Annotated in this window: 8 protein-coding genes, 1 tRNA gene and 1 pseudogene; 3 read left to right on the forward strand and 7 right to left on the reverse strand. The window is 72.2% G+C overall.

Features of this window, described 5'->3' with window-relative positions; translation table 11 throughout:
* Positions 1-14: 14 nt before the first annotated feature.
* Together AB0K65_RS28415 and AB0K65_RS28420 are read right to left on the reverse strand one after the other, a co-directional pair.
* On the reverse strand, positions 15-2,135 hold the full coding sequence (locus tag AB0K65_RS28415; RefSeq protein WP_365721428.1) for a SpoIIE family protein phosphatase: 2,121 nt from the start codon (positions 2,133-2,135) through the stop codon (positions 15-17).
* 280 nt (positions 2,136-2,415) lie between these two features.
* Positions 2,416-2,489, reverse strand: a tRNA-Pro gene (locus AB0K65_RS28420).
* 607 nt (positions 2,490-3,096) lie between these two features.
* Here AB0K65_RS28420 and AB0K65_RS28425 point away from each other — a divergent pair.
* A complete protein-coding gene (locus AB0K65_RS28425) occupies positions 3,097-4,296 on the forward strand; it encodes an acyl-CoA dehydrogenase family protein (RefSeq protein ID WP_365721430.1) in 1,200 nt (399 codons plus the stop codon).
* Between the two features lie 79 nt (positions 4,297-4,375).
* Here AB0K65_RS28425 and AB0K65_RS28430 read toward each other — a convergent pair whose 3' ends face one another.
* Genes AB0K65_RS28430 through AB0K65_RS28450 form a run of 5 tightly spaced genes read right to left on the reverse strand, consistent with a single transcriptional unit; the run spans position 4,376 to position 8,191 of the window.
* Complete coding sequence (locus AB0K65_RS28430; protein WP_365721432.1) at positions 4,376-4,945, reverse strand: GAF domain-containing protein; 570 nt, start codon at positions 4,943-4,945, stop codon at positions 4,376-4,378.
* Positions 4,942-5,565 carry an ATP/GTP-binding protein gene (locus AB0K65_RS28435; RefSeq protein ID WP_365721434.1) on the reverse strand — a complete coding sequence of 208 codons (624 nt, stop codon included), beginning with the start codon at positions 5,563-5,565 and terminating at the stop codon, positions 4,942-4,944. The genes AB0K65_RS28430 and AB0K65_RS28435 overlap by 4 nt, the downstream gene beginning before the upstream one ends.
* The gene (locus AB0K65_RS28440; protein ID WP_365721436.1) at positions 5,543-5,914 is read right to left on the reverse strand and encodes a DUF742 domain-containing protein; all 372 of its coding nucleotides are present in this window, start codon (positions 5,912-5,914) and stop codon (positions 5,543-5,545) included. The genes AB0K65_RS28435 and AB0K65_RS28440 overlap by 23 nt, the downstream gene beginning before the upstream one ends.
* A 2-nt stretch (positions 5,915-5,916) precedes the next feature.
* Positions 5,917-6,351, reverse strand: a complete 435-nt coding sequence (locus tag AB0K65_RS28445) for a roadblock/LC7 domain-containing protein (RefSeq protein ID WP_365721438.1) — start codon at positions 6,349-6,351, stop codon at positions 5,917-5,919.
* A 7-nt stretch (positions 6,352-6,358) separates the two neighbouring features.
* Entirely contained in the window at positions 6,359-8,191 is a 1,833-nt protein-coding gene (locus AB0K65_RS28450) for an ATP-binding protein (RefSeq protein ID WP_365721440.1), read from the reverse strand.
* 502 nt (positions 8,192-8,693) lie between these two features.
* Here AB0K65_RS28450 and AB0K65_RS28455 point away from each other — a divergent pair.
* Positions 8,694-9,116: pseudogene (locus tag AB0K65_RS28455) on the forward strand (AraC family transcriptional regulator); the annotation flags it as partial.
* A gap of 38 nt (positions 9,117-9,154) precedes the next feature.
* A complete protein-coding gene (locus AB0K65_RS28460; protein ID WP_365721442.1) occupies positions 9,155-10,432 on the forward strand; it encodes an Nramp family divalent metal transporter in 1,278 nt (425 codons plus the stop codon).
* The last annotated feature ends 127 nt before the right edge of the window (positions 10,433-10,559 follow it).

The following is a 10,559-nucleotide window of genomic DNA, read 5'->3' on the forward strand; positions in this document are numbered from 1 at the left end:
TCCGGCCGCCGTCCTCAGGAAAGGCCGCTCCCCCTGGTGGGCGGGGTTCCGCTCTGCGGCCCGGGGGGCGCGTCCGTCGTCGCCTCGGCGATGAGGAGGGCGATGTCGTCGTGGCTCTCGGGGTCGGGAAGCGCCGCGAGGAGCCGGTCGCAGGTGGCCTCGAGGGGCAGCCGGGGGCCGGTGAGGTGGCGGAGGAGGGCGTTGATGCGGGTGTCGATGGAGTGGCGGCGGGTCTCCACCAGCCCGTCGGTGTAGAGGAAGAGCCTGGCGCCGGGCGGGAGCGCGAAGGAGGTCGTCGTGAAGAGCACGTCCTCCGCGGCTCCCAGGGGCGCCCCGGTGGGCAGCTCCAGGAGCACGGGCGCCTTCCCCGGCAGGAGCAGGGCCGGCGGGGGGTGGCCGGCGAGGGCGATGTGGCAGGTCTGGGCGTAGGGCGCGCACAGGGCGTAGACGCAGGTGGCGATGGTCTCCTCGAGTTCGCCGGTGAGCTGGTCGAGGTGGCGCAGGATCTCGGCGGGCTGGAGGCCGAGCCGGGCCAGGGTGCGGGTCGCCGTGCGCAGTTGCCCCATGGTGGCGGCTGCCTTGATGCCGGATCCCATGACGTCCCCCACGACCAGGGCGGTGGTGCCGTCGGCGAGGGGGATGATGTCGAACCAGTCCCCGCCGGCGTGCCCGGCGGCTCCGGCGGGCTGGTAGCGGGAGGCCACTTGCAGGCCGGGCGAGTCCGGTGGGGTGCGCGGCAGCAGGTGGCGCTGGAGGGTGGTGGCCGCCTGGAGCTGGGTCTGGTACCAGCGGGCGTTGTCGATGCACACGGCGGCACGTGCGGCGAGCTCCTCGGCGAGGAGGATGTCGTCCTCGGTGAACGGCTGGGGGTTGCGGGCGCGCTTGAGGTCGAGCGCGCCCAGCACCTCGCCGCGGGCGATCAGCGGGACGGCCAGGTACGAATGGAGGCCGGCGTGGGCGAGGACGGTGGCGGCCGGCTCGTCGCGGGCGACGTGCGGCAGGTCCTCCGCTCCGACGTGGGCCAGGTGGACGGTCCGGCCGGTGGTGACGCAGCGGGTCACGAGGCGGTCGGCCTCGTAGCGGGTGATCTCCCCGACGGGGTCGGCGGCGTCGGCGGCGCTGGTGGGGTAGGCGGTCTTGACCGCGAGGGCCCGGAAGTGGGCGGGGGCGGTGGGGGCGCGCGTGGTGCTCCGGGCCTGGATGACCGTGTCGAGGACGTCGACGGCGGCGATGTCGGCGAGGTCGGGGACGACGGTGTCGGCGAGCTCGCGGGCGGTCTGTTCCAGGTCGAGGGTGGTCCCGATCCGGGTGGAGGCGTCGGCGATGAGGGCCAGGCGCCGTCGGGCCTGGGCGCTGCGCTGGTCGGCCCGGAACTGCTCGGTGACGTCGATCATGGTCACGGCGACCCCGATCACCCGGCCGGTGGAGCCCTCGAGACGGAAGTACGACACCCGCCAGGCGCGGCCGTCCTCTCCGCGGGCCGGGGCGCGCTCGGTCGAGGCCCGGCTCAGCAGGGGCGTCCCGCTCTCCAGGACCTGCCGCATCGCCGCCTCGACGTCGTCGCGGTCCTCGAACGGCAGGTGATCGGCGGCGGGGCGGCCCAGGCAGCTGTCGGCGGACCGGCCGGTGATCCGTTCGAGGGCGCCGTTGACCAGGACGAGCCTCAGGTCGGTGTCGGCCACCGCCACTCCCGTCGGGGACTGGGCCACCAGCTGCGCCGAGAGCGCGAGGTTCCGCTCGATGCCCCGGACGACGGTGTGGTCGGCGGCGATGCCGAGGGCGTACAGCGCGCCGTCCCGGTCCGTCAGCCGCATGTTGCGGAACTCGACGAGCCGGTTCGACCCGTCCTTGTGCCGGATCGGGAAGACCCCCGACCAACTGCCTCCGCCTTCCATGACCTGGGCGAAGAGGTCCAGGGCGAGGCCCGAGTCGTCCTCGGACACCAGCATGTGCGCCGCGTACCGGCCGAGCGCCTCGTCGGCGCTCCAGCCGAACAGCTCGTGCGCCTGGGGGCTCCAGAGCCGGATCCGGCCGTCGGCGTCCAGCACCACCGCCGCCACGCCCAGCGTGTCCAGCAGGCCTCCCGGCTCGGACGGTGTGGCGGCCCCGAAGGCGTCAGCCGCGTCCGCGTCCACGTCAGGTCTCCCTCCGTCCACCGGCCACCGGAGGCCCTCTCCGAGGAGTACCCGGCGGGGCCCGTGGGCCTGGCGCCGGGCCCGACAGCTTCTATCGTCCTCCGGGTCGGCCGCCCGGGCAGCTCGGCGAACGGGTGACAGCTCCGAATGGCCGGTGCTCCGGCCTCTCCGGGCACCGGTGCTCCCCCGGCCGGACCCCGCCGGCCCGCACCGCCCGGAAACGCATCAGAGGCCGTACCGGATTCCTCCGATACAGCCTCTGACCTGCGACTCTTACGAGTCGGGACGACAGGATTTGAACCTGCGACCCCTTGACCCCCAGTCAAGTGCGCTACCAAGCTGCGCCACGTCCCGAGCCCCGCTGACCTGGGGTTTCCCCCGGCCGAACGCGCATGAGAACAATACCGCACTTCCCCGGGTGCTCACGAACCGCTTTACGGTCGTGCGCGGCGCGCGACGGGCCGGCCTCACCGGGCGCGTGCGCGCCGGAGTGTGCGCCCGTCACTCCCCGTGACGCAGCCGAGCGCCGATCCGCGCCTCCGCGCGCCGCGCCCGCGCTCTCCACCGGAGGGTGCCCGCGCCCTCTCCCCCGCGCGCCATCCGCGCCCTCGGGACGCGCGGCGGGCCCCGAGGAGAGACCCGGATGGTGAAAGGGAGACGCCTGAGACCGCCTCGGACGGCTTCTCGTCATATACCCGTCATTCGCGTGCCGTTGGCATGTGGCAGAAAGATGCCCACCAGGAATGCCGCGCGAGCCGGACCGAGCAGGCCGAGACCACCCGAAACACAGACACATTTAATCGTCAACCACTCGGCTTTCAGACAAAGTCCGTGGCGATATTGCTCCACTCCCGAAAGATCAACACCATGAAGTGGTCGGCCTGTTCGGGACGGGACCACTGCCGATGCACCACCTGCTCGAACAGACGAACGAGCAGGAATGTCGCAGGGGAGGACTCGCATGGACAGCTATTTCAGCAGCCGGCTCCATCACCGAATCAGGGAGACGGTCCGCGACTTCGCGGAGAGTGAGGTCCGGCCGCGAATACCCGATATGGAGGCGTCCCGTTCCGTCCACCGTGAACTCTCCCGGATGATCGCCCGACAAGGCTGGCTGGGAGCGACGATCAGCCAGGAATACGGTGGAATGGGAGCGGGACATCTCGCCAAGACGATCATTATCGAGGAACTCTCCCGCGTCAGCGGCGCCATGGGCGCCATGGTCCAGGCCTCGCAACTGGGCACCGCCAAAATCGTCCATTTCGGCAGCGACGAGCAACGCAAGACCTGGCTCCCCGCCATCGCCGCCGGGGAATGCCTGCCCACCATCGCGGTCACCGAGCCGGAGTCCGGCGGACACGTCCTGGGCATGACCGCGAGCGCGGTCCGCTCCGGGGACGACTACATCCTCAACGGCAGCAAGGTGTTCGTCGGCAACAGCCACGTCGGCGATCTGCACGGCGTCGTCGTCAGGACCGGTCCCGGCTCGAAGGGGCTCACGGCCTTCCTGGTGGAATCCGACCGCCCCGGCTTCAGGACCGGCCCTCAAGCGCCCGCCATGGGCCTGCACGGCTTCAGCTTCGGCGAACTCGTCTTCGAGGACTGCCGGATCCCGGCCTCCAACCGACTGGGCGACGAGGGCGACGGGCTCTCCGTGGCGTACTCCTCCAGCGTGCTGTACGGCCGCGCCAATCTCACCGCCGTCTCGCTCGGCATCCACCAGGCGATCATGGAGGAGACCACGCGCTTCACCGTCGAGCGCCATCGCTACGGCAAACCGCTCCACGAACTCCCCTCCGTGAAGCTCAAGCTGGGCCAGATCCAGTCCCGGCTGATGACCGCCCGGCTGGCCGCGTACCACGCCGTGCACCTGCTCGACCGGGGACTGTCCTGCGACGCCGAGCTGATGAACGCCAAGCTGGTGAACGTCGAGTCGGCACTCGACTCCGCGCGCAACGCGATGGAGATCCACGCCGCCGCCGGACTCTTCACGGACCGCCCCATCGAGCGCTACCTCCGCGACGCGCACCACATCTTCGCGCCCGCCGGCACCTCCGACATCCAGCTGTTGCGCCTCGCGGAGGTCGCCCTCGGCACGGCGAAGGGCAGCTGGTCGGAAAGGCTGTCCGAGCTGCTCAGGCTGGAGCCCGCGCACGCCTGATCCGTGGGCGGCGCACCGCCCCGGTGCACCGCCCTCCGGCACGGCCGCCCGCCGTGCCGGGGCTTGCGCCGGCCTCGGGTCAGATCAGGCCGTCCTCGCGGCGGTGGATCTGCTCCACCAGCTCGGCCGCCAGAGCCTTGATCGTCTCCAGGCCGGCCCGGCCCCACGGCCGTACGTCGGTGTCGACCACGCAGATCGTGCCCAGCGCCACTCCCGTACGGTCGATCAGCGGCGCCCCCATGTAGGAGCGGATGCCGATCTCGTCCACCACCGGGTTGCCCGCGAAGCGCGGGTAGTCGCAGACGTCCTCCAGGACCAGGGCCTTGCGCCGCACCACCACGTGCGGGCAGTAGCCGTGGTCGCGGGCCATGAACCGGCCGACGTTGCCCCCGGCGGCCGCCGCGCCCAGGTCGCTTCCCGAGTGCGTCCCCGCCGGGGTGTGCAGCCCTGCGAAGAACTGCCGGTTCTCGTCGATGAAGTTGACCATCGAGTAGGGGGCGCCGGTCACGTCCGCGAGCCGGTGGGCGAACTCGTCGAAGGCCTGCTCGGGACGCTCGCCGATCCCCAGTTCACGCAGGCGCCGCACACGCGTGGGGGCCTCCCGGTCGACGGGGGTCAGCAGCATGTGCCCGGTGGGGTCGTAGGTCATGACGGTGCTCCGTAGCTCGGCACGGCGGCCGGGATGGTGGTGAGCAGGTGCTGGACGAGGGTGAGCAGCGTACGGATGCCGGCGCTGGAGATCCGGGCGTCGCACAGGACGACCGGGACGTCCGGCTTGAGGTCGAGCGCGGCCCGCACCTCGTCGGGCTCGTAACGGTGAGCGCCGTCGAACTCGTTGACGGCCACCACGAAGCCGATGCCGCGCCGCTCGAAGAAGTCGACCGCGGAGAAGCAGTCCTGCAGACGGCGGGTGTCGGCGAGGACGACCGCTCCCAGCGCGCCCTCGGAGAGCTCGTCCCACATGAACCAGAAGCGCTCCTGGCCGGGAGTGCCGAAGAGGTACAGCACATGGCGGTCGTCGAGGGTGATCCGCCCGAAGTCCATCGCCACGGTGGTCGTGGTCTTGGACTCGACGCCCTCCAGGCTGTCGGTGGCCGCGCTGACCTGGGTGAGCAGCTCTTCGGTGCTCAGCGGTTCGATCTCGCTGACCGCGCCCACGAAGGTGGTCTTGCCCACGCCGAAACCGCCCGCCACCAGGATCTTCAGCGCGGTGGGGAACGGGTCGGCCGCCATGGTCTCGTGGCGCTCAGAGCCGTTGTCGTAGGCCATCGAGCACTGCCTCCAGCAGGGAACGGTCGGTTGGGTTGGCGTGGAAGCGGGGCGCCCGGGCGGTGACCGCCCCGCAGTCCACGAGATCGGAGATCAGGACCTTGGTGACGACTGCCGGGAGCCGTAAGTGCGCCGCGATCTCCGCCACCGAGGTGGGTCCGTCGCACAGGCCGAGGGCCATGTCGTGCTCGGGACCCATGTGGGGCTGCGGGGAGGAGCCGGTCGCCATCACCATGGAGAGGAGGTCCAGCGCGGTGGTGGGCCTGGTCCGGCCACCGCTGACGGTGTACGGACGGATGAGCCGGCCGGCCGCGTCGTCGAGCCAGGGCCCCTCCTGCGAGGACGTCATGCTCACCGCCCCGGGATGCCCGCCGCGCCCGCCGCCTGCCGGGCGGGGGTGACCAGATACGGCCGTACGCTCTTGACGAGCATCGCCATCTCGTACCCCAGGACGGCGGCGTCCGCCTCGCGCCCGGCGAGCACGGCGAGGCACGTGCCGGAGCCGGCCGTGGAGACGAACAGCAGGGTGGAGTCGAGCTCGACCACCACCTGCCGCACCTCACCGCCGTCGCCGAACCGCGCGCCGGCGCTGCGGCCGAGCGAGTACAGCCCGGAGGCCAGCGCGGCCATGTGGTCGGCGGCGTCGGTGTCGAGGCCGTGGACGGATTTCACCAGGCCGTCGGAGGAGAGCAGTACAGCGTTGCGGGTGTACGGAACCCGCTGGACCAGACCGCTCAGCAGCCAGTCGAGATCCGAGGAATGGCCGTGCGGCGCATTGCTCGCCATGGTGCATCTACTCCTTGTGCGCGTCGCCGTGACGCCGCGGTTCTTGGGGGGAGGGCTGGGATTCGGCGAGTCCGATGCCGCGCTGGAACGCGGCCATCAGACCCGGGTCGTGCAGAGCGGGTTCCTCGGGCTTGCGGCCCGCGGGTTCGTCGCGCAGCTGCGGGACGAGGTGTTCCTGGGCCCGCCGCTTGGGAAGGGAGGGCTTGCTCGCCGCCTGTGGACGGTGGACGGGCGGCGCCTGCGGCGGGAGGGGGGCGCCCCCCGTACGGGACCGCTCGGACGGGAACGGCTCACCGGCGGGCGCGGGCCGGTGCGGCGGCGCGGACGCGGGGAAGGCCTGGGGCGGGTAGGACGGCGGTACGGGTCCGGGCGCGGGCGTCGTGGTCAGGGAAGCGGGGGCCTGGGCCTGTACGGACACGGGCACGGGAGGCGCCCCCACGGGGGCCGGCTGCGGCACCGGGGCGGGGACCGCGTGCGCGGGGGCCACGGCCTGGGGCCGGCGCTGGGGCATGGCCGTCGGCTGCCCCTGGGCGGCGGCCTGGGCCTGTGCCGCGGCGCCCGTCGCCTGCCGGTCGTTCGCGGCCAGCCCTTCGGGGTCGGCGCCGAGCAGCCCCTGCGGCAGCACGAGCACGGCCTGGACACCGCCGTAGATGTTCGACTGGAGGCGCACGGCGATGCCGTGGCGTCGTGCGAGGGCCGAGACGACGAAGAGCCCGATACGGCCGTCCTGGAGCAGGTGGGCCACGTTCACCTGGTCGGGGTCGGCGAGCAGGGCGTTCATCTTGTTCTGCTCGGTGACCGGCATGCCCAGACCGCGGTCCTCGACCTCGATGGCGAGGCCGGCGGTGACGTACTGCGCGCGCAGCAGCACGGTGGTGTGCGGTGCGGAGAACAGCGTCGCGTTCTCGACCAGTTCGGCGAGGAGGTGGATGACGTCGGCGACGGCGTGGCCCCGCAGGGTGCCGTCGATGGGCGGGACGAGCTTCACGCGCGGGTACTGCTCGACCTCGGCGATGGAGGAGCGCAGCACCTCGGTCATGGTCACCGGGTTCGACCACTGGCGCCGGGAGATGGCGCCGCCGAGCACCGCGAGGTTCTCGGCGTGGCGGCGGATCCGGGTGGCCAGGTGGTCGACGTGGAACAGACCCTTCAGCAGCTCCGGGTCCTCGACCTCGTTCTCCAGCTCGTCGAGGAGCTGGATCTCGCGGTGCACGAGGGACTGAAGCCTTCGGGCGAGGTTGACGAAGACCTCGACCTTCTGTTCGTTGCCGACGCTGCTGGAGAGGCGGGACGCCTGGACCACGGCGGCCACGGCGGCCTCGTGCGAGCGGGACAGCTCCTGCCCGAGCAGGTCGAACTCGTCGCCGGACCCGGCGGCCGGAGGGGCCGCGGGGCGGGCCGGCGGGCCTTCGCCGCGCCGCAGCTGCTCGACGATCGCGCGCAGCTCGCTCTGCCCCCGGGCGCTGGAGCGGCGCAGGGAGTTGCACCGGTCGAGGACACCCCTGGCGGCCCGGTCGGCGCCGAGGGCGGCCGCGGTGACGGAGGCGATGGTGAGGGCGGCGGCTCCGGTCAGCGCGGCCCAGAGCCCGGGGGTCGGGCCCGCGCCGGTGGAGCGGATGGTGAAGAGCACGGCGGCGGCGCCGCCGAGTGCCACCGCGACCACGGGGAGCACGGAGGTGCGCAGGAGTTGGGAGCGTATGCGGGCCTCCGCCGGCGGCGGCGCGGAGCGCTGCGCGGGCTGGGGAGCCCCGGTGGGGGGAGCGGAGCGGGCGCCTGACCGGCCGTGCCGCCCGCCCTCGCGGCGGTCGGACCGCGAGGCGGGTGCGCGAAGTTGAGACATGAGTGTCCTTGGTACGTGCCCAGGAATCGGCGTACTGCGAAATGTACTGAGGGGGTCGGTCATACGTGGTTGCGATGAGGCTACCGATGATCACCAAGCACACACTGTAGTCGTCAACCGCTCATGTGGAGTGCGCAGTTGACAAACTCGCCCGCAAAGCGTCCCGCTCTGGTATCACCCTCCGCACGCCAGGCCGAGAACACTCGGCCGAAACCCGTCGGCGCACCCTCGCAAGGTAGAACGGAGGAGGGCGAAGCCACGGAAAGGCCCTTGCCCTGCGCGGAGTTCAAGCCTGACCGGAATTCGCCTACGGGCCCGGAGACCGGGAGGCGCGACCCGTCGACGAGGCCGCACCACGGACCCGCGCGCCGCCGTCCGACCGCTTCCGCGACGTTCGCATGTGCGTTCGCGCCGGTGGCGACCGTGGGGGCGGGGTGGTCACTGTCCGTACCTCCGGACCCCGGCTCGGCCGGCCGTCGCGGGCCGACCGCGGCGTGGCCACCGTCTGCGGGACCTCCTCGGCGAGCGCCTCGTCCAGGGGATCACCCTGGACGAGCCGGCGACGGTGGGGCACGCGCACCCGACGCACCCGGTGCGGGCGTCCGGCCGCGCGTTCGATGTCGCGCCGCACCGGTACGTGACGGCCCGCCGGGTCGACCGCGCCCGCCGGCTCCCGCTCGACGGGCGGCCTGCGGCGGAGGTCGCGTCCGCTTCCGGTTCGCACGACCAGTCGCACCTCACCCGGCACTTCGAGCGGATCGTGGGCTGCGCCCCGGGCCGCTACGCCCGAGGCAACCGGGACAGGGGGGACGAAGCCCCTGAGGCAGGACCCGGAGACGGGGCGTCGCGGCCGTCGGGCGGACCGCGCGCCTCCGCGGGCGCGGGCGGGTCCTCTTGCGCGACCGCCTCGGACCCGTTTTGGTGACCTGACGACCTCTGGGGCGAACGGGAAGGCGGCCACGCATGGCAGACATCACCCAGACCGAGACCACGGGCAGCGGCAAGGAGGCGCCGCGCAAGGCGAGTTGGCGTTCCATCGGGCCGGGCATCGTCGTGGCGGCGACCGGTGTCGGCGCCGGCGACCTCGTCGCCACCCTCATCGCGGGCGGCAAGTTCGGCTACACCCTGCTGTGGGCGGCGGTGATCGGGTGCCTCGTCAAGATCTCGCTCGCCGAGGCCGCGGGCCGCTGGCACCTCTCCACCGGCCGCACGCTCTTCGACGGCTGGCGCAGCCTCGGCTCCTGGACCACCGTCTACTTCGCGGGGTACGTCGTCGTCTGGGGCTTCGTCTACGGCGCCGCGGCGATGTCCTCCAGCGCGCTCCCGCTCGCCGCGCTCTTCCCCGACCTGATGGACCTCAAGGTGTGGGCCGTGCTGTGCGGCCTGGTGGGCCTGGCCTTCGTCTGGTTCAACCAGTACGCCGTCTTCGAGAAGCTGATGACGGTCCTGGTCGGGGTGATGTTCGTGGTCACCGTCTACCTCGCGATCAGGGTCACGCCCCGCCTCGACTCCGCCGTCGCCGGCCTCGTGCCCGCGCTACCGGACGGGTCGCTGTTCTACACGCTGGGCCTGATCGGCGGCGTCGGCGGCACGATCACCCTCGCCGCCTACGGCTACTGGGTCAACGCCAAGGGCTGGAACAACCCGAGCTGGATGAAGGTGATGCGGCTCGACAACCGCGTCGCCTACCTCACCACCGGCATCTTCGTGGTGGCCATGCTCTTCGTCGGCGCGGAGCTGCTGCACTCGTCCGGCGTGGCCCTGGCGAAGGGCGACAGGGGGCTGCTCGACCTCAGCACCGTCCTGGAGGAACGCTACGGCGCGGCGACCGCGAAGCTCTTCCTGATCGGCTTCTTCGCCACGTCCTTCACCTCGCTGATCGGCGTCTGGCACGGGGTGAGCCTGATGTTCGCCGACTTCGTGACGAAGTACCGCCCGTCCCTGGCCCGCCCCGGCGTGGCTCCCGAGAAGTCCCGGCCCTTCCGGGCGTACCTGCTGTGGCTCACCTTCCCCCCGGTCAGTCTGCTCTTCCTCGACCAGCCCTTCGGACTGGTCGTGGTGTACGGAGTCATCGGCGCCGTCTTCATGCCGTTCCTGGCGCTGACGCTGCTGTGGCTGCTCAACTCCTCCCGTACCCCGTCCGAGTGGCGCAACGGGATGCTGAGCAACGCGATGCTGGGAGCCGCCGGTCTGCTGTTCGTGGTCCTGTGCGTCCAGCAGGTCCGGGATCTGCCCTGGTAGGAGAACCGGTCGCCTCGTCCCGGCCCCGCGCCGGGGAAGAGGGCCTCGGCACGGCGCCCGCCGGCCGCTACGGCGCCGACCAACTGCGCCTGCGCCCCCAGGACCTGGTCGCCCTCGGCGTGGTGCG

It is taken from the genome of Streptomyces sp. NPDC053755, from assembly GCF_040677675.1.
Classification (GTDB): Bacteria; Actinomycetota; Actinomycetes; order Streptomycetales; family Streptomycetaceae; genus Streptomyces.